Annotated in this window: 29 protein-coding genes; 15 read left to right on the top strand and 14 right to left on the bottom strand. The window is 57.6% G+C overall.

Features of this window, described 5'->3' with window-relative positions; genetic code table 11:
* Positions 1 to 11: 11 nt before the first annotated feature.
* Positions 12 to 1,514, top strand: a complete 1,503-nt coding sequence (locus tag ACOI6Z_RS16115; RefSeq protein WP_023289226.1) for a UbiD family decarboxylase — start codon at positions 12 to 14, stop codon at positions 1,512 to 1,514.
* Between the two features lie 84 nt (positions 1,515 to 1,598).
* Here ACOI6Z_RS16115 and ACOI6Z_RS16110 read toward each other — a convergent pair whose 3' ends face one another.
* The 4 genes from ACOI6Z_RS16110 to ACOI6Z_RS16095 form a co-directional block, all read right to left on the bottom strand.
* The gene (locus tag ACOI6Z_RS16110; protein WP_023289225.1) at positions 1,599 to 2,009 is read right to left on the bottom strand and encodes a Spy/CpxP family protein refolding chaperone; all 411 of its coding nucleotides are present in this window, start codon (positions 2,007 to 2,009) and stop codon (positions 1,599 to 1,601) included.
* Positions 2,010 to 2,144: 135 nt separating this feature from the next.
* Positions 2,145 to 2,831, bottom strand: coding sequence for an EAL domain-containing protein (locus ACOI6Z_RS16105; RefSeq protein ID WP_050533960.1), 687 nt, complete (start codon positions 2,829 to 2,831; stop codon positions 2,145 to 2,147).
* 427 nt (positions 2,832 to 3,258) lie between these two features.
* Complete coding sequence (locus ACOI6Z_RS16100) at positions 3,259 to 3,414, bottom strand: hypothetical protein (RefSeq protein WP_048298651.1); 156 nt, start codon at positions 3,412 to 3,414, stop codon at positions 3,259 to 3,261.
* Positions 3,415 to 3,459: 45 nt separating this feature from the next.
* On the bottom strand, positions 3,460 to 4,092 hold the full coding sequence (locus tag ACOI6Z_RS16095; RefSeq protein WP_023289223.1) for a helix-turn-helix domain-containing protein: 633 nt from the start codon (positions 4,090 to 4,092) through the stop codon (positions 3,460 to 3,462).
* Between the two features lie 568 nt (positions 4,093 to 4,660).
* Here ACOI6Z_RS16095 and ACOI6Z_RS16090 point away from each other — a divergent pair.
* On the top strand, positions 4,661 to 4,858 hold the full coding sequence (locus tag ACOI6Z_RS16090; RefSeq protein ID WP_023289222.1) for a hypothetical protein: 198 nt from the start codon (positions 4,661 to 4,663) through the stop codon (positions 4,856 to 4,858).
* 59 nt (positions 4,859 to 4,917) lie between these two features.
* Here ACOI6Z_RS16090 and ACOI6Z_RS16085 read toward each other — a convergent pair whose 3' ends face one another.
* Positions 4,918 to 5,712: an AraC family transcriptional regulator gene (locus ACOI6Z_RS16085; RefSeq protein ID WP_064154849.1), complete on the bottom strand. Its 795-nt coding sequence runs from the start codon at positions 5,710 to 5,712 to the stop codon at positions 4,918 to 4,920.
* 77 nt (positions 5,713 to 5,789) lie between these two features.
* Between ACOI6Z_RS16085 and ACOI6Z_RS16080 the strand changes: the two genes are divergently transcribed.
* The 3 genes from ACOI6Z_RS16080 to ACOI6Z_RS16070 are packed head-to-tail and all read left to right on the top strand — an operon-like array spanning position 5,790 to position 8,969.
* The gene (locus tag ACOI6Z_RS16080) at positions 5,790 to 7,847 is read left to right on the top strand and encodes an FUSC family protein (RefSeq protein WP_065812104.1); all 2,058 of its coding nucleotides are present in this window, start codon (positions 5,790 to 5,792) and stop codon (positions 7,845 to 7,847) included.
* A complete protein-coding gene (locus tag ACOI6Z_RS16075; protein WP_023289219.1) occupies positions 7,840 to 8,052 on the top strand; it encodes a DUF1656 domain-containing protein in 213 nt (70 codons plus the stop codon). The genes ACOI6Z_RS16080 and ACOI6Z_RS16075 overlap by 8 nt, the downstream gene beginning before the upstream one ends.
* On the top strand, positions 8,049 to 8,969 hold the full coding sequence (locus ACOI6Z_RS16070) for an HlyD family secretion protein (protein WP_023289218.1): 921 nt from the start codon (positions 8,049 to 8,051) through the stop codon (positions 8,967 to 8,969). The genes ACOI6Z_RS16075 and ACOI6Z_RS16070 overlap by 4 nt, the downstream gene beginning before the upstream one ends.
* Here the strand turns inward: ACOI6Z_RS16070 and cydB are convergent.
* The 6 genes from cydB to ACOI6Z_RS16040 all read right to left on the bottom strand — a co-directional run bounded on the left by cydB (position 8,963) and on the right by ACOI6Z_RS16040 (position 13,638).
* Positions 8,963 to 9,973: a cytochrome d ubiquinol oxidase subunit II gene (cydB, locus tag ACOI6Z_RS16065; protein ID WP_023289217.1), complete on the bottom strand. Its 1,011-nt coding sequence runs from the start codon at positions 9,971 to 9,973 to the stop codon at positions 8,963 to 8,965. The genes ACOI6Z_RS16070 and cydB overlap by 7 nt on opposite strands.
* Positions 9,970 to 11,376, bottom strand: a complete 1,407-nt coding sequence (locus tag ACOI6Z_RS16060) for a cytochrome ubiquinol oxidase subunit I (RefSeq protein ID WP_023289216.1) — start codon at positions 11,374 to 11,376, stop codon at positions 9,970 to 9,972. The genes cydB and ACOI6Z_RS16060 overlap by 4 nt, the downstream gene beginning before the upstream one ends.
* 55 nt (positions 11,377 to 11,431) lie before the next feature.
* Positions 11,432 to 12,319 (bottom strand): manganese catalase family protein, encoded by an 888-nt coding sequence (locus tag ACOI6Z_RS16055; protein ID WP_023289215.1) that lies wholly within the window; start codon positions 12,317 to 12,319, stop codon positions 11,432 to 11,434.
* 15 nt (positions 12,320 to 12,334) lie between these two features.
* Positions 12,335 to 12,841 carry a ferritin-like domain-containing protein gene (locus tag ACOI6Z_RS16050; RefSeq protein WP_023289214.1) on the bottom strand — a complete coding sequence of 169 codons (507 nt, stop codon included), beginning with the start codon at positions 12,839 to 12,841 and terminating at the stop codon, positions 12,335 to 12,337.
* Positions 12,842 to 12,867: 26 nt separating this feature from the next.
* Positions 12,868 to 13,362: a ferritin-like domain-containing protein gene (locus tag ACOI6Z_RS16045; protein ID WP_023289213.1), complete on the bottom strand. Its 495-nt coding sequence runs from the start codon at positions 13,360 to 13,362 to the stop codon at positions 12,868 to 12,870.
* 90 nt (positions 13,363 to 13,452) lie between these two features.
* Positions 13,453 to 13,638 carry a general stress protein gene (locus tag ACOI6Z_RS16040; RefSeq protein WP_004150795.1) on the bottom strand — a complete coding sequence of 62 codons (186 nt, stop codon included), beginning with the start codon at positions 13,636 to 13,638 and terminating at the stop codon, positions 13,453 to 13,455.
* A 609-nt stretch (positions 13,639 to 14,247) separates the two neighbouring features.
* Here ACOI6Z_RS16040 and ACOI6Z_RS16035 point away from each other — a divergent pair.
* A complete protein-coding gene (locus tag ACOI6Z_RS16035) occupies positions 14,248 to 15,441 on the top strand; it encodes a zinc-dependent alcohol dehydrogenase (RefSeq protein ID WP_023289212.1) in 1,194 nt (397 codons plus the stop codon).
* A gap of 111 nt (positions 15,442 to 15,552) precedes the next feature.
* Positions 15,553 to 15,780, top strand: coding sequence for a DUF1272 domain-containing protein (locus tag ACOI6Z_RS16030; RefSeq protein WP_044522234.1), 228 nt, complete (start codon positions 15,553 to 15,555; stop codon positions 15,778 to 15,780).
* A 54-nt stretch (positions 15,781 to 15,834) separates the two neighbouring features.
* On the opposite strand, the gene ACOI6Z_RS16025 is transcribed toward ACOI6Z_RS16030, so the two are convergent.
* On the bottom strand, positions 15,835 to 16,380 hold the full coding sequence (locus ACOI6Z_RS16025; RefSeq protein ID WP_023289210.1) for a cysteine hydrolase family protein: 546 nt from the start codon (positions 16,378 to 16,380) through the stop codon (positions 15,835 to 15,837).
* Between the two features lie 290 nt (positions 16,381 to 16,670).
* The gene (locus ACOI6Z_RS16020) at positions 16,671 to 17,312 is read right to left on the bottom strand and encodes a GntR family transcriptional regulator (protein WP_420687450.1); all 642 of its coding nucleotides are present in this window, start codon (positions 17,310 to 17,312) and stop codon (positions 16,671 to 16,673) included.
* A 157-nt stretch (positions 17,313 to 17,469) separates the two neighbouring features.
* On the opposite strand from ACOI6Z_RS16020, the gene ACOI6Z_RS16015 reads away from it, so the two are divergent.
* From ACOI6Z_RS16015 to ACOI6Z_RS16000, 4 genes are all read left to right on the top strand, one after another.
* Positions 17,470 to 17,943, top strand: coding sequence for an OsmC family protein (locus tag ACOI6Z_RS16015; protein WP_023289207.1), 474 nt, complete (start codon positions 17,470 to 17,472; stop codon positions 17,941 to 17,943).
* Between the two features lie 136 nt (positions 17,944 to 18,079).
* A complete protein-coding gene (locus ACOI6Z_RS16010; protein WP_004203706.1) occupies positions 18,080 to 18,403 on the top strand; it encodes an antibiotic biosynthesis monooxygenase family protein in 324 nt (107 codons plus the stop codon).
* The gene (locus ACOI6Z_RS16005; protein ID WP_032452460.1) at positions 18,396 to 18,788 is read left to right on the top strand and encodes an amino acid-binding protein; all 393 of its coding nucleotides are present in this window, start codon (positions 18,396 to 18,398) and stop codon (positions 18,786 to 18,788) included. Before ACOI6Z_RS16010 ends, ACOI6Z_RS16005 begins: the two co-directional genes overlap by 8 nt.
* On the top strand, positions 18,785 to 19,498 hold the full coding sequence (locus ACOI6Z_RS16000) for an ArsR/SmtB family transcription factor (RefSeq protein ID WP_065812105.1): 714 nt from the start codon (positions 18,785 to 18,787) through the stop codon (positions 19,496 to 19,498). The genes ACOI6Z_RS16005 and ACOI6Z_RS16000 overlap by 4 nt, the downstream gene beginning before the upstream one ends.
* A 273-nt stretch (positions 19,499 to 19,771) precedes the next feature.
* Here ACOI6Z_RS16000 and icd read toward each other — a convergent pair whose 3' ends face one another.
* Positions 19,772 to 21,022 carry an NADP-dependent isocitrate dehydrogenase gene (icd, locus tag ACOI6Z_RS15995; RefSeq protein ID WP_023289166.1) on the bottom strand — a complete coding sequence of 417 codons (1,251 nt, stop codon included), beginning with the start codon at positions 21,020 to 21,022 and terminating at the stop codon, positions 19,772 to 19,774.
* Between the two features lie 240 nt (positions 21,023 to 21,262).
* On the opposite strand from icd, the gene rluE reads away from it, so the two are divergent.
* Genes rluE through hflD form a run of 4 tightly spaced genes read left to right on the top strand, consistent with a single transcriptional unit; the run spans position 21,263 to position 24,247 of the window.
* Complete coding sequence (gene rluE / locus ACOI6Z_RS15990) at positions 21,263 to 21,913, top strand: 23S rRNA pseudouridine(2457) synthase RluE (RefSeq protein WP_032452457.1); 651 nt, start codon at positions 21,263 to 21,265, stop codon at positions 21,911 to 21,913.
* 16 nt (positions 21,914 to 21,929) lie between these two features.
* Entirely contained in the window at positions 21,930 to 22,388 is a 459-nt protein-coding gene (locus ACOI6Z_RS15985; protein WP_004150802.1) for an NUDIX hydrolase, read from the top strand.
* Between the two features lie 56 nt (positions 22,389 to 22,444).
* Positions 22,445 to 23,551 (top strand): tRNA 2-thiouridine(34) synthase MnmA, encoded by a 1,107-nt coding sequence (mnmA, locus tag ACOI6Z_RS15980; protein ID WP_012542211.1) that lies wholly within the window; start codon positions 22,445 to 22,447, stop codon positions 23,549 to 23,551.
* 54 nt (positions 23,552 to 23,605) lie between these two features.
* Positions 23,606 to 24,247, top strand: coding sequence for a high frequency lysogenization protein HflD (hflD, locus tag ACOI6Z_RS15975; protein ID WP_004140557.1), 642 nt, complete (start codon positions 23,606 to 23,608; stop codon positions 24,245 to 24,247).
* Position 24,248: the final 1 nt, after the last annotated feature.

Genomic DNA, 24,248 nt, shown 5'->3' with positions numbered 1-24,248 from the left:
AGGAGAACATCATGACCGCACCGATTCAGGATCTGCGCGACGCCATCGCGCTGCTGCAACAGCATGACAATCAATACCTCGAAACCAATCATCCGGTGGACCCTAACGCCGAGCTGGCCGGCGTCTATCGTCATATCGGCGCCGGCGGCACCGTGAAGCGCCCCACCCGCATTGGCCCGGCGATGATGTTTAACAATATTAAAGGCTATCCGCATTCACGCATTCTGGTGGGCATGCACGCCAGCCGCCAGCGGGCGGCGCTGCTGCTGGGCTGCGAAGCTTCGCAGCTGGCGCTGGAGGTGGGTAAAGCGGTGAAAACACCGGTTGCGCCGGTGGTGGTTCCGGCCGGCAGCGCCCCCTGTCAGGAGCAGGTTTTTCTGGCCGACGATCCGGACTTTGATTTGCGCACCCTGCTCCCGGCGCCCACCAACACCCCGATCGACGCCGGCCCCTTCTTCTGCCTGGGCCTGGCGCTGGCCAGCGATCCTGACGACGCCTCGCTCACCGACGTCACCATCCACCGCTTGTGCGTGCAGGGCCGGGATGAGCTGTCGATGTTTCTTGCCGCCGGCCGCCATATCGAAGTGTTTCGCCAGAAAGCCGAGGCTGCCGGCAAACCGCTGCCGATAACCATCAATATGGGTCTCGATCCGGCCATCTATATTGGCGCCTGCTTCGAAGCCCCTACCACGCCGTTTGGCTATAACGAACTGGGCGTCGCCGGCGCGCTGCGTCAGCGCCCGGTGGAGCTGGTGCAGGGCGTCAGCGTCCCGGAGAAAGCCATCGCCCGCGCCGAGATCGTCATTGAAGGCGAACTGCTGCCCGGCGTGCGCGTCAGAGAAGATCAACACACCAACAGCGGCCACGCGATGCCGGAATTTCCCGGCTACTGCGGCGGCGCCAACCCGTCGCTGCCGGTGATCAAAGTCAAAGCGGTAACCATGCGGCACAATGCCATCCTGCAGACGCTGGTGGGACCGGGGGAAGAACATACCACCCTCGCCGGGCTGCCGACCGAAGCCAGTATCTGGAATGCCGTCGAGGCCGCCATCCCGGGCTTTTTACAAAACGTCTACGCCCACACCGCGGGCGGCGGTAAATTTCTGGGGATCCTGCAGGTGAAAAAACGTCAGCCCGCCGACGAAGGACGTCAGGGACAGGCTGCGCTGCTGGCGCTGGCGACCTATTCCGAACTAAAAAACATCATTCTGGTTGATGAGGATGTCGATATCTTTGACAGCGACGATATCCTGTGGGCGATGACCACCCGTATGCAGGGGGATGTCAGCATCACCACCCTCCCCGGTATCCGCGGTCACCAGCTCGATCCTTCCCAGACGCCGGAATACAGTCCGTCGATCCGCGGGGAAGGTATCAGCTGCAAGACGATTTTTGACTGCACAGTTCCCTGGGCGCTGAAAGCGCACTTTGAGCGTGCGCCGTTTGCCGATGTCGACCCGCGTCCGTTTGCCCCGGAGTATTTTGCCCGTCTGGAAAACGGCCACGGTCAGTAAGTCAGTCAAGCGGGGCGACAGGCGCCGGACACGCGGCGTCTGTCGTCCGATGCAGCGCCATCCGGAGCGGATGGCGAAGGCGGGTTAGTTGATCGCCGCGGCGAGGTCTTTTTTCACCTGCTCACGCTGCTCGGCGGTCAGCACCTGGCTGACGTCGAAGTAGTATTTCACGCGATAATAGCGCACCTGCTGATCCAGTTGGCTAAAGGCAGCCAGCTGCTGTTTGACTTTGGCTTCATCCCATTTCCCGGAGTGAATCACGTCGGCCAGGGCGCCGTCCTGATAGCCGCTGATTTTAATCTGGCTCACACTGTTTTCGAAGCCCTGACGCAGCGCCTGGATTTTGGCGACCTGATCCTCACTCAGCTTCAGGTGCTGGACGACCGGGTCCTGCGAGACAGACGGCACGTCAGCCGAGGTCGACGCCTGGCTGGCGGCGGTGAAGCAGGTGGTCAGCGCAATGGCGATCAGGGTGTTACGCAAGCGTGTATTCACAATGAGTTATCCTTCAGGCAAGTAAAAGAGACTGGATTATCATCGCGGGAATAAAGACTATCTGTAACAAAGCATTCGTTTAAAACTGGATAAGAAAAGAATGGCAGGTAACCGAAACCTGGCCCCGGCGGGCGCTCAGCAGCAAAGAAAGATATATTCATCCTTCCAGTAACGGCCCTGACCAATGATATCCCCGGCCGCAGTGATGAGCCGTTTTTGCTTTTCGGTTTCGATCCCCTCCACAATCACATGCCCGGTCAGGGTATGAATAGCCTGTAACAGCCCGGGCAAAGCGGGATCATTTTCTTTGTCCCAGAAATAGTCTTTATCCACTTTGACGCAATCAAAGCGAAATCGCTCCAGCAGCCGGAACGTCGTTCGTCCGCGACCAAAGTCATCCAGCCAGACCGGGCAAAGCGCCGCCAGCGTGCTCAGCGCCGTCAGTTCACGGCCAGCGATAAATTCATGAAAATTCTCATTTATTTCCAGAGCAATGTATTTACAGGAGCGCAGAAAATCACAGAGATAGCGGTCGGTCAGAATAAAATGGCTTAATAAATCATCAATATTTAGAGAGATCGGCTTATTATCGACCTGGGAAAAATCAAATACGGAAAGCAACTCGATTTGTCGGGTAAATAGTGCAAGTTTATCGCTTTCGGTGAGCGTGGAGAAAGAAAACGTGGGCGCTGAGGTGTTATTTTGTGCGGGTGCTATAATGTCTTTAGTGAGCAATTCCCACGAGTGGTAGCCGCCACCATCGCTAATAGCGGGCTCCAGAACGAAGCGATAAGAGGTATTTTTCACGTTTTCTTTAACCATTTAAAAAATACCAGAAATAAGAAAGGGTTAAAGCATGTCATATATTTCCCGCTAACAAAAATAGTTTAAAATGATCGATAAGAAACATTCGATAGCTAAAAGCTATCAAGATATAATTTATTGATCGGTAAAGTGAATTAATATAAATTTGCCCCCGCTGTCAGACCCGCGTAAATCACAATTAAAATATCGTTTCAAACCAGCCAGTTACAAGATAACCCCGCCGCCAGGCATGGCGACTTCATGCTTTTTCCCTGCAGGATAAAAAGCATGATGTAATAAAAACGAAAAAAACAAGCCGCCAATTTTGTCATATTGTTATGCCGAAGATGAATAACGCATCACCCGGCACGCCCCGCCGGCCATGCCTTCTGCGGGCGATAAATCAGGCAGCCGGGTCAACGAAACGTCATATTTTCCCGCTACCTTACTGGCAGAAAAGGCGAAGCGGGAAAAGGGAAGTGAAAAGAATATACGTGGTTCCGCTGGCGCTGATGCTGATCATGCTCAGCGTCAGCGCGTGGCGGGAACCGGCTCCGCGGCATGCCGCCAGAGGGCTGTGCGTCTGGTTTGATGGCGCAATGGTCGACTGCCTGCAGAGGCAGCGGCTGGGCGAAGCGAGACCCGCTCACGCGCTGGTCAGACGATAAACCGGTACCCGCCGGGTGGTATTGAACAGATTGTCGCTGACCTCCACCTCCTCAGTGACAATAGCCATACCGGACCGGCGCAGCTGGGCAATGTCCGCCGCCACCCGCTGACTGCCGAACCAGAACAGGGCATCAAGCGCGGTAACCGGCAGGCCGGCGATTAATGCCTGGCGGAGTCGATCCCGGGCAGGTTTAATCTCCCGGGCGATCTGCTGGTACGGCGCCGCCGTCAGGCCCGTCGCTTCGACGCGACGAATGCGGTTTGTCAGGTGGTAATGAAAGCTCTCCGGTACAGCCTGTAAATCCTGCTTCAAACTGTAGACGCAGCCGTAACGTTTGCCGTTGAAAACGGCGGCTTTACGGCTGAGCTGCAGCGTCTCGCGGACGTCGGCGATCAGCTGCGGCGCGCGGACCAGCAGCAGGCGAAAAGGCAGCTCGAAGCTGGTGACATAGTCGACGTTCAATAACGCAATGCGCAGGCGCTCCTCTGCCCCGGCCTGCAGCTGACGGCACTCCTGATAGACTTCGCGCCACTGCTCCCGCAGCCGCGACGTTTCACCGGCTTCGGTAAACTGGTATTTTTCAATATCGTAATCAACTCTCCCGGCCACCGCGCATTCCTTCCTGAATCAGTCCCGGCGTTATACTATCATCCTCCGGCGCTGTACCCTACGCCGAGCGCCGTCGCTGCTGTCGGTTATTTACGATAAAGATAACGGGTGATGACCACATCAAGAACAAACAGCAGGAAAATAACGCTGCTTAACCACAATAAGCCTGCGAATAAATCAAGTAATTGCATCGTTGTTCCCTCGCCGTTGGCCATAAAAAATAAAGCCCCATCACCATAAAGTAGTTAAGAACTACCTTATCAGCCACAGAATAAAAATTATTTAGCGATATGAAATCCCGAGCCCTTGCAGGTTCATTTTACTGACATCAAATTGTCATCAAACAATGTCTATCATCAGCCGACGCCACAGGATTGTTCCTGCCGTCATGGTATCGCCGGCAAACGCGCGACCGCACGGTTTAACAACACGGAATAATATCGCCCTACCCCACTCTTACTGTCATTGCATAATCTTATATCAGGCCCCATTGCCATTCTGCTGAATAATCCGGAAAGCGCGATAAGTCATAAACGCCCTGCTGATTGGTTGACCATGGAGAAATACGATGCCCAGCGAAAAAGCCCGCAGCCTTGACCATTTCTATGAATTACTGGCGACAGGACAACATCAGAAAATTGAACTCGATTTCGACGTCGCCGCGGACGATTTTTTTAAAATCGCCACCGAGTTTGGCGACATTGGCGCGAGGATCACCCGGCTGAATGAGCGATTTATTATTAAGATCAAGTCGCCGAAAGCCTAAGTCCCTGCCCGCCCTCTCTGGCGGGCGTCAGGCCAGCGGTCGTCGCCCGTCCCTTTTTCTTAACGAGTGCCGGTCTGCCGTTCGGCAAAATAGTGCGCCGGCGTCGTCCCCATCGTTTTTTTAAACAGGGTAATGAAAGCATTCACCGACTCATACCCCAGCTTAGCCGCCACGTTTTGTACCGAAACGCCGCTGGCCAGCTCCTGCAGGGCAATAATCAGATGAAGCTGCTGGCGCCAGCGTCCGAAGGTGAGGCCGGTCTCCCGCCGCATCAGGCGCGCCAGGGAGCGTTCACTCAGCGCCAGACGTTTCGCCCACACCGGCAGGGTACTGCGATCGTCAGGATGACTCACCAGCCTGTCGGCCATGGCGCGTATTTTGGGGTGCGCTGAGACGGGCAGATTCAGGCGCTGCGCCGGCATGGTCGCCAGCTCGTCAAGGGTCACCCGGGTCAGTCTCCCGGCATGGCTATCCGCCGCGTAGTACGCCCCTTCGCGGGTGAGCCGCCCCACCAGCTCATGGATCAGGGGAGAGAGCGCCAGCGCGCAGCAGCTGTCGGGCAGCGCCGCCGCCCCGGGTTCAATAAACAGGTAGTTGAGGCGCGCGTTCCAGGTGGCGGTCACACTGTGGGCAATACCGCCAGGGATCCATACCGCGCAGCGAGGCGGCACGATCCACAGGTTATTTTCCGCCCGACAACGCACCGCGCCATACAGCACGATAATCAGTTGTCCTTTGCGATGGCTATGCACCGGCACTTCGGCTTCATACTCGACAAAATCAAGATGACGCGCGACGGCCGGGCAGGAAGACGCGTCCGGATCGTACAGCGTATTGGCAAAAGGTGATGGCATACGGTTGGCAAGATTCAGGTATTTTTTGACAGAATAGAGTATTTCTCCGCAAGCGCAAGCCGGCAATAATCGGCGGCATGAACATCATCCTCTTTCGTCAGGCCCGCTGGCTATGGGCCGCAGGCGCCGTCGCGCGCCGTTTCATGCCGCAAACACCCTCAGCCACGCTGCGCAGCGATGGCCAGGCGGTGATCTATGCCGCGAAGAGTTTCGCTGCGGCGATGCTGGCTTACTATCTCGCGCTCTCCATCGGTCTGCAGCGGCCTTCCTGGGCCATCATCACCGTCTATATCGTCTCGCAGACCTCGGCGGGCGCCTCGTTGAGCCGTAGCGTCTATCGGCTGGTCGGGACCGTCGTCGGCGCGGCGGCCACCGTGATCATCGTGCCCACCTTCGTTAACCAGCCGATCCTGTGCAGCGTCGTGCTGGCCCTGTGGATCGCGGGTAGCCTCTGCCTGTCCCTGCTTGAACGCACGCCGCGCGGGTACGCCTTCCTGCTGGCGGGCTACACCGCGAGCCTGATTGGCTTTCCCGCCGTCTCCGCGCCCGGGACGATCTTTGACCTCGCCGTCACCCGGGTGGAAGAGATCGCCATCGGTATCTTATGCGCCGGCCTGATCCATCGCTTCGTGCTGCCGGTGCGCATCGCCGGGCGGTTTAACAGCACGCTGGCACAGACGCTGGCAACCGCCCGCCAGCGGATCGCCGATACGCTGGCAGGCAAGCCGGTGGCGGCGGAAACGCTGCGGCTGGCGCTGAGCCTGCAGTTTCTCCAGGGCATTAACCACCACCTGCCCTGGGATGACGGACTGTCTGTCCCTCACCGCCAGGCGAGAAAAGCGATCCACGACCGGCTGGCGCGACTGTTGATCGTCAATGGCGAATTGTATGACCGTTTACAGCGGAGCGGGCCGCCACCTGACGACCTGCAGGCGCTGCTGGCGGAGGCAGAGGCCTGGCTGACAGGCCCGCAAGCCGCCAGGTCGGCGCCCTCGGCAGACGGACTTCTCTCCCGCTGCGAGCGGCTCATCGTCCGGTACGCTGCTGACGCGCAGACCATGGACGAGGCGCTGCGGCTCAGCCTGGCGCGCCATCTGGCGGAAGCCATCCGCCTCCTGCAGGAGAGCGAGCGGCTGGCGAAGGCGGTTTATCGTCGGCGGTCGCCTGCCCTGCCCCCCGACGCCGGCGCGGCGAAGGGTTATGTTTTCCATCGCGATCCGCTCAGCGCCCTGCGGACTTCCTTCGGCGCCTTCGTCATCATCCTTAGCGGCTGCCTGATCTGGATAGGATCCGCCTGGCCCGATGGCGGCACCGCGGTCTCGATCCTCGGGGTCTGCTGTAGCCTGTTCGCCAGCTTCGACGCGCCGGCGGCGCATCTGGTGAAATACCTGATCGGCTGCGTGTGGGGCGTGCTGTTCAGCCTGCTCTACAGCTTCGTCCTGCTGCCGCAGGTGAACGAATTTGCGCTGCTGGCGGCGGTGCTCGCCCCGGTCTATCTGCTGGCCGGCTCGCTGCAGGCGCGGCCAGCCACCACCTTTATGGCGATGGGCATCACCCTGACGCTGCCGATATTGTGCGAGTTGGGGGCCAGCTACCGCGGCGACTTCGCGACGGCGATCAATACCGCGCTCGCGCTGTTTATCGCCGTCGGTTATGCGGCGTTTGGTATGCGCCTGCTGCAAACCGTGCAGGCGGAAACCGCTATCCGTCGTCTGCTGACGCTGTGCCAGCGCGATATCCGCCGCGCCGCTCGCGGCCGGCTGGCGCACAATGCCCACCGCTGGACCAACCTGATGATCGACCGTACCGCATTACTGCTGCCCCGCCTGCCGCAGAGCGGACCGGCAGCCGGTCAGTTGCTTGACACGATGCTGCGCGATATTCGTACCGGTCTCGCCGTGATCCATCTGCGCCGTCGCTATCAGCAGGCGGACAGTGCGTCGGCGGACGCAGTGCAAGCGCTGCTGGACGCGCTGAACCCGCAGCCGGACATAACGGCCCTGGAGCAACCGGTCAATGCGCTGCTGGCCCAGGCTTTACCGGCGACCGATGCCGCCTCGCGCGAACGCGCGGAAGCGCTCATCGCGCTGTATTGCGCCTTACACCTGCCTGAGGAGAGCCAGAACCATGCGTGACCTCGCGCTGGGCGGGGTATTTTTCCCCGGCCTGCTGATTGTCGGCCTTATCGCCCTGCTCGCTACACTGTTGCTGCAACCGCTTATCTTCTCCGCCCGCGGCCCGGGTCGCCTGCCGTGCCGGCCGCTGTGGGGGCTGTCCCTTTTTATCGCGCTTTTCTTCCTGCTCCTGCAGGGCGTTCACACGCTGGGGTTATCCGTATGACACTGTATCTGACACTTCTGGGCCGCTATGCCCTGACCTTAGGCGCCGTCGCCGCCGCCGCGCTACTGGCTTTCATTTTCTGGAAACAGGAGGCGCAGACGCCCTGGACCCGCGATGGCCGGATGCGGGCCGACGTGGTGCAGATCGCCCCCAATGTCTCGGGGCCGGTGGCCAGCGTGGCGGTGAAAGACAACCAGTGGGTCAATCGGGGAGAGGTACTCTATACCATCGATCCGCGCTGGCTGAAGCTGGCGGTCAGCAGCGCCCAGGCGGAGGTGGAAGCCCGACGCCAGGAGATGGCGATGCGCCAGGATGCCGCCAGACGTCGGGCGCAGATCCAGGGCGTCATCTCCAGCGAAGATCTGAAACAGACCAACAGCGCGGCCAGCGTCGCGGCCGCTAACTACCAGGGCGCGCTGGCGGCACTGGCGCTGGCGCAGCTGAATGTAGCGCATGCCACCGTGCGGGCGCCGGTATCCGGCTACGTGACCCATCTCCGGCTGCGCCCCGGCGACTATGCCACCGCCGGGGTGACGACAGTCGCCATTATCGATGGTCAGAGCTTCTGGGTGGTGGGGTATTTTGAAGAGACCCGTCTGCGCCACATCCACATTGGCGATACCGCGCACATCACGCTGATGGGCTATGACCCGGTTATTACCGGCCATGTGGAGAGCATCGGGCACGGGATCGGCGATACCAATGATGAAACCGGCGCCCTGGGCCTGCCGCAGGTCGAGCCAACGTTCAGCTGGGTGCGGCTGGCGCAGCGTGTGCCGGTGCGTATCCATATCGATACCCTGCCCGCGGGGGTGGAACGGGTCGCCGGTCTGTCCGCGACCATTTCGGTCATCCCTGACCGGACGGCGCGGCGCGCCGGTCAATCATCAGTAGCCGACTTGCTGTCCTCTCAGTGATAGCCTTCGCTGCCGGACACTTTGCCGCGAAAGACGTAATAGCTCCAGGCGGTATACATCAGGATCACCGGGATGATCAGCAGCGCCCCCGGCAGCATAAATACCTGGCTGGAGGGCGGCGCGGCGGCATCCCACAGGGAGATGTGCGGCGGAATAATGTTCGGCCAGACGCTGATCCCCAGCCCGCTGAAGCCGAGGAATATCAGGCCCAGCGTCAGGATAAAGGGACGAGCGTGGCTGGCGGGGCGCGCGCTCAGGCGCCAGATCCACAGGCTCAGGGTCAGCACCAGGATCGGCACCGGCACGAACCAGAAGAAATTGGGCAGCGTAAACCAGCGTTCCGCCACGTAGCGCCAGCCCAACGGCGTCCAGACGCTGACCACCGCGATCACCACCATCAGCGCCAGCAGCACCTTGCGGGTCAGCTCGCGCATCCGCTGCTGCAGCGCGCCTTCGCTTTTCATGATGAGCCAGGTGGTGCCCAACAGCAGATAGGCCACCACCAGCCCCAGACCGCAGAACAGGTTAAAGGGGGTAAGCCAGTCCAGCGTCGAGCCGGCGAAGCGGCGGTCGGCTACCGCAAAGCCGTTGATAAAGGCGCCGACGACAATCCCCTGGCTGAAGGTCGCCAGCAGCGAGCCGCCGGCGAAGGCATAGTCCCAGAAGGTGCGATGCGAGGGAACCGCTTTAAAACGAAACTCAAACGCCACGCCGCGGAAAATCAGGCCGATGAGCATCGCCGTCAGCGGGATAACCAGCGCATCGGTGATCACCGCGTAAGCCAGCGGAAACGCGCCGAACAGCCCTGCCCCGCCGAGCACCAGCCAGGTCTCGTTACCATCCCAGACGGGCGCCACGCTGTTAACCATCACATCGCGCTCTTCGGCGTCATGCACCACGCTGAACAGCATCCCGATGCCTAAATCGAAACCATCCATCACGATATACATCAACGTGGCGAAGACAATGATGACAAACCAAATCACCGAGATATCGATGCTCATGATGCGTTCTCCTCATCCCGCACCGGCTCTGCCGCCGAGAGCGGACGCGCCGGGGTGCCTGCGGTTTGCGAGGTCAGCTCCGTCACCGGCTGCGGCCCTTTTTTGATAAGCCGGAAGATATAGTAATACCCCACGCCAAACACCGCGCAGTAGACCACGATAAACACCAGCAGGCTGATAGCCATCTGCAGCGTACTGTGCAACGACACCGCGTCCCGGGTGCGCAGCAAACCGTAGATCACCCACGGCTGACGGCCCATCTCGGTGGTCACCCACCCGGCGACCAGCGCAATAAGACCGGCGGGCCCCATACAGAGCGCAAACCACTGGAAGGGACGCGAATGGTACAGCCGCCGCCGATAGCGCAGCCAGGCGCTGCAGATCCCTAAGGCGATCATCAACACGCCCATCCCAACCATGATACGGAACGACCAGAACACGGCGGGCGAATAGGGCCGGTCCTCTTTCGGGAAATCTTTCAGGGCCGGCACCTGCTTATGCAGGCTGTGGGTGAGGATCAGGCTGCCCAGCGCCGGGATCTCCAGGCCATAGCGGGTCCGCTCCTCTTCCATATCCGGCAGGCCAAACAGCAGCAGCGGGGTGGCCTCGCCCGGCCGGTTTTCCCAGTGTCCTTCAATCGCCGCAATCTTCGCCGGCTGATGCTCAAGGGTGTTAAGGCCATGCATATCCCCCACCACCGCCTGGATGGGCGCCACCAGCAGCGCCATCCACATCGCCATCGACAGCATTTTGCGGATGGCCGGCGAGTCGTTGCCGCGCAGCAGATGCCAGGCGGCGGAGGCCCCGACGAACATGGCGCTGCTGAGGAACGCGGCGATCGCCATATGGAACAAGCGATACGGGAATGAGGGGTTAAAGATAATCGCCAGCCAGTCCTGCGGGATAAGGTGGCCATTTTCGAGGGTAAAACCCTGCGGCGTCTGCATCCAGCTATTGGAGGCGAGGATCCAGAAGGTGGAGACCAGGGTGCCAAGGGCTACCATGCAGGTGGTAAAAAAATGCAGCGCCGGCGGCACCTTGCTCCAGCCGAACAGCATCACGCCGAGGAATCCCGCTTCGAGGAAGAAGGCGGTCAGCACTTCATACAGCAGCAGCGGGCCGGTAATACTGCCGGCAAACTGGGAGAATCCGCTCCAGTTGGTGCCGAACTGATAGGACATGACTAATCCGGAAACCACGCCCATGCCAAAATTGACGGCGAAAATTTTCAGCCAGAAGTTGTAGAGCGAGCGCCAGACGTTATCCCGGGTTCGCAGCCACATCCCTTCCAGCACCACAAGGTAGCTGGCAAGGCCGATGGTGATGGCCGGAAACAGAATATGGAAGGAAACGGTAAAGGCAAATTGCAGTCGGGCCAGATGAAACGCGTCAAATTCAAACATAATCCGCACCCATCATTATGAAACGCCCCGGCCGCAGCCGGGGCTTATGCGAACATCACTTAGCCGATGATGACGTGTTTTGCTTACCGGCGCCCAGTTCAGCGCCGGTCAATGGATCACCCTGCGGGTCAGACTCTGTTCGCTTCAGCATCGCTTTGCACAGCGCTTCCTGCTCCGGCGTCAGGCCGACAGAGGCGCTGCCATCTCCGCCATCCACGGCCGGCTGCGGATCCTTGACATAATCGAAGTGTTTGTCACTGTTCCAGCTGCCGCGTACTTCTCCACCTTCAGACATATTGTAGTAGGTGTTCGCGTACTCGCTAATGGGCGGCAGTTTGCCCGGCGGATAGTTGTTGCGAATTGACTGCAGCGCCTTCTCAAAAGAGAGCTGATGCGCCGCTTCGCGGGTCATCAGGAACGCCAGCGCGTCTTTTACGCCGGGATCGTCGGTCACGTTGATCAGCCGTTCATAGACGATCTTCGCCCTCGCCTCCGCCGCGACGTTCGACCGCAGGTCGGCGGTGGGTTCGCCGATAGTATCAATGTAGGCCGCCGTCCACGGCACGCCCGCCGAATTGGTCAGCGGGGTACCGCCGCCGTACAGTAACGACGTAATATGGCTGTCGTTGCCGTTGGCGGTGAGCGAACGATAGAGTTCCGCCTCGCTCTCGGTGCCCTCCGCCAGCGCCCCTTTGGCGCCTTTATTTAGCATGCCGACCAGGGTGCCAATAATCTCCAGATGGCTCAGCTCCTCTGTCGCGATATCCATCAGCATGTCTTTGCGGCCGGGATCGTCATCGCTTAATCCCTGAGTGAAATAACGACACGCGGCGGCCAGCTCGCCCTGAGGGCCGCCAAACTGTTCGAGCAGTAAATTCGCGAGCCCCGGATTGGGTTCAGCAACGCGCACGGTATACTGCAGTTGTTTCACATGACGAAACATAGGCCTGCCTCCTGGTTATTTTTTCGCTTCTACGCCGTCAGCATCTGAACGCAGGAGAAATTGCTCCGTGGTCTGAGGAATATGTTTGATCAGCCAGTCGGCCATGGCCTGCTCTTCCGCCAGGATGGCCTCAATGGCCGGAATGGAAGCGGTATCGCCCGCTTTTTCAGCCGCCGCCAGCAGAGAGGTATAGCAGGCGATCTCAAACTGCTCGAAGACGTACCCGCTGATCGAGCCTTTGACTATTTCATCGGAAGGAAACATCCCGCCGATGGACTGGCCGAGAGCCGCCATTTTACTCATCGAATCTTTAATCACCGAGCGCGAAATCTCGTTGCGGTCGAGGATCTCTTCCAGCACGGTAATTTGCCGTTTGGTCTCATTAATATGCTGTTCGATTCTGGCACGGAGATCCGGATAATTATCGATACGGCCAGCCATTGATTCCAGCATGGATTCTGCCTGTTTTTCCATGGCATGCGCATCTCGTAGCCAGTCATGATAATGTTCAATGTGATTCATCGTGATTTCCTCGTGTCAGGGAGCGTTTATTTTTCTGCTTTTTTATTAATATTACCTACCGCCAGGTCGGTTAATTTCACATCGGTTTGTTTTTCTTCTTCCAGGGTTTCGGCCAGCAGTTTGACCGCTTTTTTATAACCCAGCTGTTCCGCCAGGGTCACCAGGGTACCGTAACTGGCAATTTCGTAATGCTCTACCTTTTGCGCAGCGGCAATTAACGCGGCATCACGTACTTCATTTTTTTCCGTGCTCTCAACGACTTCATTGGCCTCTTCAATTAATCCTTCCATGGCCACGCATTTCATGCGTTTGATTTTCAGACCGGATTCCTGCTCAACGATCTGGTCGATACGTTCAATCTGGCCCTGGGTTTCTTCAAGATGAGCATTGAACGCCGCGCTGAGTTTTTCACTGGACGCCGCTCTGGCCAGTTTAGCCAGCCCGCGGGTTAATTGTTTCTCTGCGCTGTAGGTATCTGAGAGCAGGTGAATAAATACATCTTCAATGCTTTTCATATTCATAGAAATACCTTCCGGAGTCAGAAAATAACTGCGAGTCTGTGACAGACTCGCAGGAGATACTTTCACTTCAGGGTGCAAGGAAAAGGATAATCAGGAATTATCAGACTTGCGGCCACCGCCGTGGCTGTTTTGTCCGCCTTTTTTACCCGCTTCGGACGCACGCTGCGGATCATTTTTAAAGTTCCCGCCGCTGTGCTGACCACCTTTACGACCTGCTTCAGAAGCTTTTTCACGATCTTCAGCAAAATTACCGGAACCACCACGATGCTCTGCCATATTTTCACCTCATGTATATCGGTTATGTCAGTACGATACGAAAATATTCCGTATCACTCGTCGTTCGATATTTAAATCTAGCGGGTAATGCTGGTTAGTCAAATTATTATCCGGTGCTTTCGATGTCTTTTAGCAGCAATTCGGAATAATTCTACAAAACACATCAAAAACAACCAGACGGCACATTTCGGCTAACTTACTGTGTTCAGGGAAATAATGCATAGAGACCACCCATGCGGCAAAGAATTATTTATACCGGCGGGTAACTCCCGTTGGGTTATATAACGAAGCGGCAGTATTGCCTGTAGCCCGACTAAAATTAGGAATTTTTCTTGTTTTTAAGGAAAAAAAAGCCGCTGGGGAAGCGGCTGGAAAAATAAAATGGAGCGAATATCATGCCCGATTAAGCCTGGCATATTCAGGAGAAACAGGCAAATAACGCCAATAAATAAGCGAAGCGTGGAATATATTCAGCGACTGGAATATCACGCAGTTCCATTATTAGTACTCTACGCTTTATTTTCACGGTGGTTTATCGGCGGCAATAGCGTCAGGTCACTTTGCCTTTGCGCCTGATGCGATCAGCCATTCTCTCCAGGAGAAGACTCTATGAAAGCACTCACTTATCATGGCCCCCATCATGTCAGCGTTGACACCATGCCCGACCCGGCCCTTGAGGCGCCGGACGATATTATTCTGCGCGTCACGGCGACGGCGATCTGCGGTTCCGATCTGCACCTTTACCGCGGAAAGATCCCCGGCACGCACCATGGTGATATTTTCGGCCATGAATTTATGGGGGAAGTGGTGGACGCCGGTTCGGACGTCACCGCGGTTCGTAAAGGCGATCGGGTGGTTATCCCGTTTGTCATTGCCTGCGGAGACTGCTTCTTTTGTCGCCTGCAGCAATATGCCGCCTGCGAAAGCACCAATAGCGGCCAGGGGGCGACGCTCAATCGCAAAGGTATTTCGCCACCCGCTGCGCTGTTTGGCTATAGTGATTTGTACGGCGGGATCCCCGGCGGCCAGGCAGAATATGTGCGAGTTCCCAAAGCCAATACCGGCCCGTTTAAAGTGCCGGACACCTTACCCGATGAAAAGGTGCTGTTTCTGTCGGATATTCTGCCCACCGCCTGGCAGGCGGTAAAAAACGCCGAGGTCAAACCCGGCAGCAGCGTGGCTATTTTTGGCGCCGGCCCGGTTGGCCTGCTGTGCGCCTCCTGCGCCAGGCTCAATGGCGCAGAGCAGATATTCATCATTGATCATAACGATTACCGACTCGACTTCGCGCAGCAGCGCTATGGCGCGATCCCGATAAACTTCGACCACCATGACGACCCGGCGCAGTGGATTATCGACAACACCGCCGGCCATCGCGGCGTCGACGCGGTGATTGACGCCGTCGGCTTCGAGGCGAAAGGCAGCCTCACAGAAACCGTCCTCAGCACCCTGAAAATCGAGGGCAGCAGCGGGAAAGCGCTGCGCCAGTGCATCGCCGCCGTGCGCCGCGGCGGCATCGTCAGCGTGCCCGGGGTTTACGCCGGTTTCATTCACGGATTTATGTTTGGCGATGCCTTTGATAAGGGGCTGACCTTCAAAATGGGGCAAACCCACGTCCATGCCTGGTTGCCGGATCTGCTGGCGCTAATTGAGCAAGGGTTGCTCACCCCGGAGGAGATTATCACGCACCATATGCCGCTGGAGGAGGCCGCGCGCGGCTATCAGATCTTTGAGAAGCGTGAAGAGGCATGCCGCAAAGTGATCCTCGTGCCGGGGATGCAGCCCGGAAAGGCAACGCTTTGAGGCGGAGGTTACCGCAGCGAAACCCTTCGGCGGCCAGTGCGGGCCGTGATATAAAAACAGCATCCGCTGGCCCGCCGTGGCGGATACCGCCATTAACCACAGGAGAAGGTCATGCTCGAGTTACGCCCGAATTGCGAATGCTGTGATAAAGATCTGCCGCCAGACTCACCCGAAGCGTTTATCTGTTCGTTCGAGTGTACCTTTTGCCAGGACTGCATGACGGCCCGGCTGAACGGCCATTGCCCGAACTGCGGCGGCGAGCTGGTGCGGCGCCCGGTGCGTCCCGAAGAGGCGCTCCGGCGTCACCCCGCCTCCACCCTGCGTCGCCCTACGCAGTAAAACCGGATGAGCAGGCGTCGCAAACGGGAGCCCTCAGGCTCCCTTTCTTCACCCTTATTTCTCTGCCGAAAAGCGCCACTCTGCGGCGGTCGACAGCGTCACAAAGGGCCCCGCAAGGGTGACATTGTGATGGCCAATGATGTCAGGCGCTGATAAACGTTCGTTATCCATGGTTGAGTGCGCATCCGAGATTAACACCGTCCGTAATCCCAGCGCCGATGCCGCTCGGCAGGTTGTGTCCACGCAGAATTCGGTTTTCATCCCGGCAATAACCAGCTGTTTTACTCCGGCCTGGGCGAGCTGATGCTCAAGGTCAGTTTGCTGGAAACAGGAGGGGTATTTTTTAATCAAAACGATATCCCGCTCGCAGTTAACCCCCATCTCAGGCAGCAGTTGGGTTAATGGACTTTGCGCGGAGAACGGAGAGTCGTCAGGTCCGGTATGGCGGGCAAAGAAGACTGGCACCTCAGCCTGTCTCGCTTTTTCAATCAGCAGGCAAACGTTCGCCAGAAGCGCATCGGCCTGATACGGGGAAACCGGGCCACGGAAAAGCCCCTGCTGCATATCGATAATTAACAGGGCATGTTCAGATGAAATCATGATGGGTCTCCATTCAGTCTGTCACGAACGGAGAAGACGCTCCCCGTCCACATTGGCGGGGAGTGAGGATCTGTTTGTCAGGAGCCGGTCACAGATACGCCCACAACACCGCAGGTTACGGTGGTGGTGGTGACGGTGGTGGTTGGCTGCACTGACGTAATCATTATCTGACCTTCACTTATTCTTTACAGAAAAAACATAAGCGCCATTAAAACGGCTCTTTTCTTATAGCATTGAGCTGAGACGGATTGCAATTTATGCCTGAACAACGCAGCCGCTTTACGCAACCATTAACGGCTTACAATATAGGCGCGAAGGGTTTCGCCTGCTGAAAGAATATGTTTCACGGTATATGCCCGAGCCTCCTGCGGATTATTTTGCTGGCAGGCCATCAGGATCTGCTGATGCTCATCCTGGAATTTCAGCGTATCCGACAGCCGTCTGTTCTGAAAAAGCTCATATCTTTCAATCTGCTCGCGCAATTCACCGATCATCTTCAACAGGCGCTGATTGTTACACTTCCGATACAGCAGTTCATGAAACTCCCGGTTATACCTCCCCTGCTGCTCGGGTTCAGAAGCGCTGCTCAGCAGCTGATGCACCAGCTCTGCCCGGGCAAGCGTTTCCGGGTCCATATTCTTCAGGCTATGAAAAATGGCTTCACCTTCCAGGAGTGCCCGCAGCTGATAAATTTCATCGACATCTGCGGCCGTCAGCGTTTTCACCACCGCGCCGCGATTTCTGTAAATCTCAACCAGACCTTCGCGCTCAAGCTGCTGTATCGCTTCTCTCATTGGGATACGGCTGACAGAAAACTGGCAGGCCAGGTCGCGCTCCACAAGCCGGTCGCCATCTCGCAATGCCCCCTTGTTGATTAAGATTTTTAACTCACTGGCAAGGATGTCGGCGGTCGAACGGGTAGCAGCGTTCATTTGGCTCTCTTTACATCATTCATAAATGGTATACCATTATGCCATTCTAGCCAACGTTATGACAACCTTGCGATTCTACCTGCGGCTTCGTTCAGGCAATGCACCTGGACGATACCGCAGTGAAGAAATTCATCCCTCTCTAGAGAAAGGCAAACCAATGGAACATGCTTATACCAGTCACATCACATGGACCGGCAATCAGGGCACGGGTACCTCGGGTTACAAGGCTTATGCCCGAACCTGGGATATCGCGGTAAAGGGAAAAGAACCCATTCATTGTTCAAATGATCCATTACTGGGCGGCGATCCCGGCAAAATGAACCCAGAAGATCTCCTGCTCTCTTCTCTCTCTGCCTGTCACATGCTGTGGTACTTACATCTGGCCTCAGATGCCGGCATTACGGTCATGGAATATCAGGACTCGCCGGTGGCAACGGGCGAAGTATTAAAAGGGGGCGCGGGTCGCTTTATTTCTGCTACCCTCAGGCCGAAAATCACCGTATTACCAGGTACCGATCTCGACGCCGCCGCGGCCATTCATCAGCAGATCCATCACGTCTGTTTTATCGCCCGCTCGGTCAATTTCCCGGTCAGCTACCAGCCTGAATTTATTATCTTTAACGCAGAGTAACTCGTTTCTGGCGCGGTCATCCGGCGCTCAGGAAATGTGGCTGGGGTATCCAACCTCAGCCACATTTCGCTGCACACCGAAGCATCCTGCTCTGGCCGTCATTAGACTGCAGGGAAATTCACCACGGAGCAGACTTATGATTGCGGTACTTTTTGAGGCCGACGCCTTACCGGAAGCACAGGAAAGATATCTTCAGCTGGCGGCCGGGCTGACGCCTTTGCTTTCAGACACGCCGGGGTTTATCGCCATCGAGCGTTTTCAGAGCCTGAATTCACCCGGCAAAATCCTTTCGTTATCCTGGTGGGAAGATGAAGCATCGGTGGCCAACTGGCAGCAAAATGAGCGGCATCTGGCTGCCCAGCGCGAAGGCAAAGCATCGATTTTTTCATATTACAGAATACGCGTTGCCCGCGTGTTCCGGGATTACTCATCGGATCGGGGAGCACAGCCAGATGTATGATATTCACGTCATTCTCAGCAACACGCCGGGCTCGCTTGGCGCAATGGGTATAGCGCTGGGCAACAACGGTGTGGGACTCGAAGGTGGTGGGGTATTCACCACGCCTGATGCCGGACATGCGCATTTTCTGGTAGCAGACGGTGAGACAGCCCGCAGGGTGCTGACCGAGGCCGGATTTACAGTCAGCGATGTATGCCGCCCTCTGATACGCAAGTTACCCCAGGAACGACCCGGGGAACTGGGAGACATTGCCGACACCCTGGCCCGCAACGGTATTAATATTCTGGTACAGTACAGCGACCACCGTAACCGGCTCATTCTCCTTACCGATGATGACACCCGGGCAGCGGAAGTGACCAAAAAATGGGCCATACTTTCTGAATGAATCTCCTGAAAACGCAGCAAGACAGTGAGCCAGAGGCGGCGCTGGAAACCGCGATGGCGATGGTGGCCTCAGCCCTCTCTGACCCGTCAAGGGTGAGTATTCTCTGCGCGCTGATGGACGGGCGCGCATGGACGGCGACCGAGCTCAGCACGGTCGCCGAGGTCTCCGCCTCCACCACCAGCGGACATCTTGCCCGGCTGCTCAGCAACGGGCTGGTGGTGTGTCTCGCGCAGGGGCGCCACCGCTATTACCGCCTGGCGGGCCCGCATATCGCCGGGCTGCTGGAAAACCTGATGGGCGTCTCAATGCAGGCGCATAAGGCGCTGGCCACCAGCACGCCGGTTACGCTTCGCTACGCCCGCACCTGCTACGACCATCTGGCGGGCGAACTGGCGGTGAATATTTATGAGTTTATGCTGCGGCAGAAATGGCTGACGGCCGATGGGCAGTCCCTGACGTCAGCCGGTAAAACCCAGCTTGAAAGCTTGGGCGCAGTACTTAACGCTCGACCGCGACGTAAGCCTTGCTGCCCCTGTCTTGACTGGAGCGAAAGACGTTTTCATCTGGGAGGCGACGCCGGATCGGCGCTGATGGCGCTGTTTGAGCAGAAAGGATGGATCACCCGCACGCCGGGATATCAGGAAGTGCAAGTGACGGATAGCGGCAGAGCGGCGCTGTCCCGGCTGTTTAATCTGAAGGTGAACGGATAGCCTGAGTTTAGGCTACATCATATTTTCGCCGAACAACGCCGGTTTAAGCCGGTCGGGCCATCAGTATGGCCCCTGGCGTTCAATCCATTCCCACTCGCGATCTCGCGGTAAACTGAGCTATCCCTGTCACGAGGTGCATGGCTTTGATGGACATTGTGTTGCGGGAAATCGGCGATGGCACCGCGCAGCGAGCGCCCGGCAAAATAACGGCCTGCATGCGATAAAAAAACGGGAGCCCATCGGCTCCCGCTCTTACTTAATCCACCAACGGGATTACATGTTCGCGATAATCGCGTCGCCAAACTCTGAACATTTCAGCAGTTTAGCGCCTTCCATCAGACGTTCGAAGTCATAGGTCACGGTCTTGGCGGCGATAGCGCCTTCCATGCCTTTGACGATCAGGTCTGCGGCTTCGAACCACTGCATGTGGCGCAGCATCATCTCTGCGGACAGGATGATGGAGCCCGGGTTCACTTTGTCCTGGCCTGCATACTTCGGCGCAGTACCGTGAGTCGCTTCGAACAGCGCGCACTCGTCGCCGATGTTGGCGCCCGGGGCGATACCGATACCGCCAACCTGTGCCGCCAGCGCGTCAGAGATGTAGTCGCCGTTGAGGTTCATACAGGCGATAACGTCGTATTCCGCCGGACGCAGCAGGATCTGCTGCAGGAAGGCATCGGCGATCACGTCTTTTACCACGATCTCTTTGCCGGTGTTCGGGTTCTTGATTTTCACCCACGGGCCGCCGTCGATCAGCTCGCCGCCGAACTCTTCGCGAGCCAGCTGGTAGCCCCAGTCTTTGAACGCGCCTTCGGTGAACTTCATGATGTTGCCTTTGTGAACGATGGTCACAGAGTCACGATCGTTGGTGATCGCATACTCAATGGCTGCACGAACCAGGCGTTTGGTGCCTTCTTCAGAGCACGGCTTGATGCCGATGCCGCAATGTTCCGGGAAGCGAATTTTCTTCACGCCCATCTCATCGCGCAGGAATTTGATCACTTTGTCTGCTTCAGCAGAGTCGGCTTTCCACTCGATGCCGGCATAGATATCTTCGGAGTTTTCACGGAAGATAACCATGTCGGTCAGTTCCGGGTGCTTAACCGGGCTCGGGGTGCCCTGGTAGTAACGTACCGGACGCAGGCAAACGTAGAGATCCAGCTCCTGACGCAGCGCCACGTTCAGGGAACGAATGCCGCCGCCGACTGGGGTCGTCAGAGGACCTTTGATAGCAACGCGGTAGTCACGAATCAGATCGAGGGTTTCAGCTGGCAGCCAGACATCCTGGCCATAGACGTGGGTCGATTTCTCACCGGTGTAAACTTCCATCCAGGAAATTTTACGCTCGCCCTTATAGGCTTTCTCAACGGCGGCATCAACCACTTTCAGCATCGCTGGGGTAACGTCAACGCCGATACCGTCACCTTCAATGAACGGGATAATCGGATTATGAGGGACGTTCAGTTTGCCGTTTTGCAGGGTGATTTTTTGACCTTCCGCCGGAACTACTACTTTGCTTTCCATTAACCTCTCCTTCGAGCGCTTCTGGTTCTGCTCTTCCCTCTTCACGCGAGCCTGGTGTTGGCTGAGTCGGCCAGCTTCGGAGTACCGGGTCTTCCCGCTAACCGGAGCTATCGCGTCCGTGTCGCCTTCCTGCCTGTGTTGCGAATCGGTTTGAGCAATTTTTTGTTAATAATTTGTAATGAGCATGTCAATACTACCTGAATGTTTGCGTCCATGAAAGGCATTCGTAATTAGGCTATAATGCGGCAATTGATAGAGCCTGAAAATACCATGCAGAAAACTTCATTTAGAAAACATCGCGTTGAGCGATTCAGCACACAACAAGTCACCAGACAACGTAAAGAACGCCAGCCAAAAACTGTGATCTTGTTCAATAAACCCTATGATGTGTTGCCGCAATTTACCGACGAGGCCGGGCGCAGCACGCTGAAAGATTTTATTCCCGTGGCGGGCGTCTACGCCGCAGGTCGTCTTGACCGCGACAGCGAAGGGCTGCTGGTGCTGACCAACGATGGCGCGCTGCAGGCGAAGCTGACCCAGCCGGGTAAACGCACCGGCAAGATCTACTACGTCCAGGTGGAAGGCGAACCCACGCCCGAGGCGCTGGCCGCTTTGCGCGACGGCGTCACCCTCAACGATGGCCCCACCCTGCCTGCCGGCGTAGAACTTGTGGAGGAGCCCGCCTGGCTGTGGCCGCGCAACCCGCCGATTCGTGAGCGCAAATCGATCCCCACCCGCTGGCTGAAGATCACGCTCTACGAGGGACGCAACCGTCAGGTGCGCCGGATGACCGCCCACGTCGGCTTCCCTACCCTGCGGCTGATCCGCTACGCCATGGGCGGCTACACCCTCGACGGGCTGGCCAACGGCGACTGGCGCAAAGCCGAATAACCGAAAAGGAAAAGCGATGTTTAAACCTCATGTCACTGTTGCCTGCGTGGTTCACGCCCAGGATAAATTTCTCATCGTCGAAGAGACCATTAACGGCAAAGCATTGTGGAACCAGCCGGCGGGCCATCTCGAGGCCAATGAAACGCTGCTGCAGGCCGCCGAACGTGAACTGTGGGAAGAGACAGGCATTCGCGCCACGCCGCAGCACTTCATCCGCATGCATCAGTGGCTGGCCCCCGATAACACCCCGTTTCTGCGCTTCCTGTTCGCCATCGAACTTAGCGATCTGTGCGCCACTGAACCGCACGACAGCGATATCGATCGCTGCCTGTGGCTCAGTGCTGAGGAAATTCTTAACGCGCCAAACCTGCGCTCGCCGCTGGTTGCCGAAAGCATTCGCTGCTACCTGCAGGACCCGCGCCAGCCGCTGTCGCTGATTGGCGCATTTAACTGGCCGTTCACAGGGGGTGAATGAACGGTGAGCGCGTGCTAGAATACGCCGCCTCGAAGTTCAATGTAGCGAGTATTTCCATGTCAGAAAGCCAGAAAAAAGTGATCGTCGGCATGTCCGGCGGCGTCGACTCCTCGGTCTCCGCGTACCTGCTGCTGCAGCAAGGGTATAAGGTGGAAGGCCTGTTCATGAAGAACTGGGAGGAAGACGACGGCGAGGAATACTGCACCGCCGCCGCCGACCTTGCCGATGCGCAAGCGGTCTGCGATAAGCTGGGCATTGAACTGCACACCGTTAACTTTGCCGCCGAATATTGGGATAACGTCTTTGAGCTCTTCCTGGAAGAGTACAAAGCCGGCCGCACGCCGAACCCGGATATTCTGTGCAATAAAGAGATCAAATTTAAAGCCTTCCTCGAGTTTGCCGCCGAAGACCTCGGCGCCGACTACATCGCCACCGGGCACTATGTCCGCCGCGCCGATGTCGACGGTAAAAGCCAGCTGCTGCGCGGTCTCGACGGCAACAAAGATCAGAGCTACTTCCTTTATACCCTCAGCCACGAGCAGATTGCCCAGAGCCTGTTCCCGGTGGGTGAGCTGGAAAAACCGCAGGTGCGTAAGATCGCCGAAGAGCTGGATCTGATCACCGCGAAGAAAAAAGATTCCACCGGCATCTGCTTTATCGGCGAGCGTAAATTCCGCGATTTCCTTGGCCGCTATCTGCCGGCGCAGCCGGGCAAAATCCTCACCGTCGACGGCGAGGAGATCGGCACCCATCAGGGGCTGATGTACCATACCCTGGGCCAGCGTAAAGGACTGGGTATCGGCGGCACCAAAGAGGGTAGCGAAGACCCATGGTACGTGGTCGATAAAGACGTGGAGAATAATATTCTTATCGTCGCCCAGGGCCATGACCACCCGCGCCTGATGTCCGTCGGCCTGATTGCCCAACAGCTGCACTGGGTTGACCGTGAACCGCTGCAGGGCACCCTGCGCTGCACGGTGAAAACCCGCTATCGCCAGACCGATATCCCCTGCACCGTTACCGCGCTGGATGAAGACCGTATCGAAGTCCGCTTCGATGAGCCGGTCGCGGCGGTGACCCCGGGCCAGTCCGCCGTGTTCTATTTGGGTGAAGTGTGCCTCGGCGGCGGAATTATTGAACAACGACTGCCTCTGCAGTCCTGAACGCGCGTTATTTCCGCCGGGACGAACCGCCCCGGCGGCTGACAAGGAGTATGTGTGGCGAAGAATTACTATGACATCACCCTGGCGCTGGCTGGCGTTTGCCAGGCGGCGCGACTGGTTCAGCAACTGGCGCATCAGGGACATTGCGACAGCGATGCCCTGCATGTGTCGCTGAACAGCATCATCGACCTCGATCCCGAGTCGACGCTGGCGGTGTTCGGTGGCAGTGAAGCCAATCTTCGCCTCGGCCTTGAAACGCTGCTCGGGGTGCTCAATACCAGCAGCCGTCAGGGCCTCAATGCGGAACTGACCCGCTATACCCTGAGCCTGATGGTGCTGGAGCGCAAGCTCGCCGCCAGTAAAGGGGCGATGGACACGCTCGGCAACCGCATCGCCGGCCTGCACCGTCAGCTGGAGCACTTTGACCTGCAGTCCGAAACGCTGCTCAGCGCCATGGCGGGCATCTATGTCGATGTGATAAGCCCGCTGGGCCCGCGTATTCAGGTGACCGGCTCCCCTGCCGTGCTGCAAAGCCCGCAGGTGCAGGCGAAAGTTCGCTCAGCGCTGCTGGCGGGGATTCGCGCCGCGGTGCTCTGGCATCAGGTGGGCGGCGGACGTCTGCAGCTTATGTTTTCCCGTAATCGTCTGGTTAACCAGGCAAAGCAAATTCTTGCTCATTTAACCCCGGAGTTGTGAT

Source organism: Klebsiella sp. C239 (assembly GCF_048822715.1).
GTDB lineage: Bacteria > Pseudomonadota > Gammaproteobacteria > Enterobacterales > Enterobacteriaceae > Klebsiella > Klebsiella quasipneumoniae.
This window is presented reverse-complemented; position numbering and strand designations above follow the sequence as displayed.

Coding starts and splice junctions, on each gene's coding strand:
- ACOI6Z_RS16005 (WP_032452460.1), top strand. CDS start 18,396: ATGTATGATATTCACGTCATTCTCAGCAACACGCCGGGCTCGCTTGGC.
- ACOI6Z_RS16105 (WP_050533960.1), bottom strand. CDS start 2,831: ATGGTTAAAGAAAACGTGAAAAATACCTCTTATCGCTTCGTTCTGGAG.
- ACOI6Z_RS16030 (WP_044522234.1), top strand. CDS start 15,553: ATGCTCGAGTTACGCCCGAATTGCGAATGCTGTGATAAAGATCTGCCG.
- ACOI6Z_RS16020 (WP_420687450.1), bottom strand. CDS start 17,312: ATGAACGCTGCTACCCGTTCGACCGCCGACATCCTTGCCAGTGAGTTA.
- cydB (WP_023289217.1), bottom strand. CDS start 9,973: ATGAGCATCGATATCTCGGTGATTTGGTTTGTCATCATTGTCTTCGCC.
- ACOI6Z_RS16070 (WP_023289218.1), top strand. CDS start 8,049: ATGACACTGTATCTGACACTTCTGGGCCGCTATGCCCTGACCTTAGGC.
- ACOI6Z_RS16055 (WP_023289215.1), bottom strand. CDS start 12,319: ATGTTTCGTCATGTGAAACAACTGCAGTATACCGTGCGCGTTGCTGAA.
- icd (WP_023289166.1), bottom strand. CDS start 21,022: ATGGAAAGCAAAGTAGTAGTTCCGGCGGAAGGTCAAAAAATCACCCTG.
- ACOI6Z_RS16025 (WP_023289210.1), bottom strand. CDS start 16,380: ATGATTTCATCTGAACATGCCCTGTTAATTATCGATATGCAGCAGGGG.
- ACOI6Z_RS16075 (WP_023289219.1), top strand. CDS start 7,840: ATGCGTGACCTCGCGCTGGGCGGGGTATTTTTCCCCGGCCTGCTGATT.
- ACOI6Z_RS16080 (WP_065812104.1), top strand. CDS start 5,790: ATGAACATCATCCTCTTTCGTCAGGCCCGCTGGCTATGGGCCGCAGGC.
- ACOI6Z_RS16035 (WP_023289212.1), top strand. CDS start 14,248: ATGAAAGCACTCACTTATCATGGCCCCCATCATGTCAGCGTTGACACC.
- ACOI6Z_RS15985 (WP_004150802.1), top strand. CDS start 21,930: ATGTTTAAACCTCATGTCACTGTTGCCTGCGTGGTTCACGCCCAGGAT.
- ACOI6Z_RS16045 (WP_023289213.1), bottom strand. CDS start 13,362: ATGAATATGAAAAGCATTGAAGATGTATTTATTCACCTGCTCTCAGAT.
- ACOI6Z_RS16050 (WP_023289214.1), bottom strand. CDS start 12,841: ATGAATCACATTGAACATTATCATGACTGGCTACGAGATGCGCATGCC.
- ACOI6Z_RS16040 (WP_004150795.1), bottom strand. CDS start 13,638: ATGGCAGAGCATCGTGGTGGTTCCGGTAATTTTGCTGAAGATCGTGAA.
- ACOI6Z_RS16000 (WP_065812105.1), top strand. CDS start 18,785: ATGAATCTCCTGAAAACGCAGCAAGACAGTGAGCCAGAGGCGGCGCTG.
- mnmA (WP_012542211.1), top strand. CDS start 22,445: ATGTCAGAAAGCCAGAAAAAAGTGATCGTCGGCATGTCCGGCGGCGTC.
- ACOI6Z_RS16090 (WP_023289222.1), top strand. CDS start 4,661: ATGCCCAGCGAAAAAGCCCGCAGCCTTGACCATTTCTATGAATTACTG.
- ACOI6Z_RS16115 (WP_023289226.1), top strand. CDS start 12: ATGACCGCACCGATTCAGGATCTGCGCGACGCCATCGCGCTGCTGCAA.
- rluE (WP_032452457.1), top strand. CDS start 21,263: ATGCGGCAATTGATAGAGCCTGAAAATACCATGCAGAAAACTTCATTT.
- ACOI6Z_RS16060 (WP_023289216.1), bottom strand. CDS start 11,376: ATGTTTGAATTTGACGCGTTTCATCTGGCCCGACTGCAATTTGCCTTT.
- ACOI6Z_RS16015 (WP_023289207.1), top strand. CDS start 17,470: ATGGAACATGCTTATACCAGTCACATCACATGGACCGGCAATCAGGGC.
- ACOI6Z_RS16010 (WP_004203706.1), top strand. CDS start 18,080: ATGATTGCGGTACTTTTTGAGGCCGACGCCTTACCGGAAGCACAGGAA.
- ACOI6Z_RS16085 (WP_064154849.1), bottom strand. CDS start 5,712: ATGCCATCACCTTTTGCCAATACGCTGTACGATCCGGACGCGTCTTCC.